We start from the raw sequence: 1526 nt of genomic DNA, 5'->3' as shown, positions 1-1526 counted from the left end.
CAATGCGTGCCAAGCTGTGTGTGAGTCGGTTCCAGGAAGGAACGTGATGAGTGCTAAGCCGAACTTGTCGGTCGCGGAGATCGAGTTGCTTGTTGAGGAGTACCTCGACTTGCCGCGTGGGACGAAGTACGCGTGGCTTGAGGAGAAGGGGTTCACGCAGCATGTGTTCGATAAGTGGCGCCGTGCGTACCTCGGTGGGGACCTGGCGCAGGGCCTGGTGCCTCGGAAGGGGTCCCATACGCCGCGGGCGGTGAAGAGCGCCACGCGGAAGTTGCGGGAGCTTGAACGGTCCTCGGCAGCCGAGCGTGCTGCGTTCGAGAAGCAGATCGAGAAGATGAAGGTGGAGATCGCGATGCTCCACGAAGGGAACATCGCGATGGGAAAAGCGTTCGGACTCTTGCAGCAGATGTCGCAAGAGTCCGAGTAGACGCCCAGCGTGTCGAGCAGGTCCGGGCCGTTCGGTTCGGGCTGGTCGAGGAGCTGAAGGAGATCGGGTACTCGCAGAACAAGGCTCTGGAACTGGCCGGGGTGTCCAGCGGGTCCTGGCACTACCGGTCACGCCCGCGGCCGCCGGTGACCAACCCTGTCCATCAGCGCGATCGCTGCTATTCCACGGCCCTGGACGCTGTCGTGGAAAATCAGATCGCCGACCTGATCCGGGCGGGGTGGAAGCAGTACAGGTCGTTGCAGGATTCGTTCGCTCTCGCTCTCGACGACGGCGTGTTTCTGGCCTCCCTGCGGCAGTGGTATCGGATCGCCAACCGTATCGAACAAGACGATCGGCCTCCGGTACCGAGGCGGAAGAACCGCCGACGGCCTTCGGTGCCGATCGTGGCTGCCACCGGGCCGGGGCAGGTCTGGATGTGGGACATCACCGATCTGCCGGGCGAGTTCTTCGGCGTTGCGTACAAGGCGTACTCGATCCAAGATCTGTACTCACGCAAGATCGTCGGCTTCGCCGTGCATGCAGCCGAGAAGGACGGTCTCGCCGTGGCGATGTTCGTCGACGCATTCGCCGCTGAACAGGGCAAGCCGGCAATGCTTCATGCTGATCGTGGTGCGGCGATGACCTCGAACGCGTTGGAGAACCTCTGCCTCGATCTGGGGATCACGATGTCGTTCAACCGGCCATCGGTCTCGAACGACAATCCGTTCAAGGAGTCCGAATTCCGTACGCTCAAGACCCGACCGAGCTATCCCGGGTACTTCGAATCGCTCGAGGCTGCACACGCCTGGATGGCCACCTACGTCGTCTGGTTCAACGCCGAGCATCACCATTCAGCGTTGGGCCTGCACACCCCGAACTCGGTCCACGATGGCAGCTGGGTACAAATCCACCAGCGACGCGTGGAGACCGTGGCGGCGTACTACAACGCGCACCCCGGTCGCCACCACCGACCACCGAAACTGCCCACGCCGGCTGCTGAAGTAGGCATCAACCTGCATCACAGACCCAGCCGACCGGCGCTTCAGAAAACAGCATAAGAAAGTCGACAGACCGACTCAAAACAGCTTGACACCCAGCG

2 protein-coding genes are annotated in these 1526 nt (G+C 62.1%); both read left to right on the top strand.

Features of this window, described 5'->3' with window-relative positions; translation table 11 throughout:
• The coding region (locus AAFO60_RS20755; protein WP_347958143.1) for a hypothetical protein at nucleotides 1–427 on the top strand (427 nt) is incomplete at its 5' end.
• Nucleotides 428–630: 203 nt separating this feature from the next.
• Nucleotides 631–1485, top strand: a complete 855-nt coding sequence (locus AAFO60_RS20750) for a DDE-type integrase/transposase/recombinase (protein WP_347958142.1) — start codon at nucleotides 631–633, stop codon at nucleotides 1483–1485.
• Nucleotides 1486–1526 lie beyond the last annotated feature (41 nt).

This window comes from Gordonia aichiensis, from assembly GCF_039946255.1.
Taxonomy (GTDB): domain Bacteria; phylum Actinomycetota; class Actinomycetes; order Mycobacteriales; family Mycobacteriaceae; genus Gordonia; species Gordonia aichiensis_A.
Note: the sequence above shows the minus strand (reverse complement) of the source record. Positions and strands in the feature narration are given on the sequence as shown.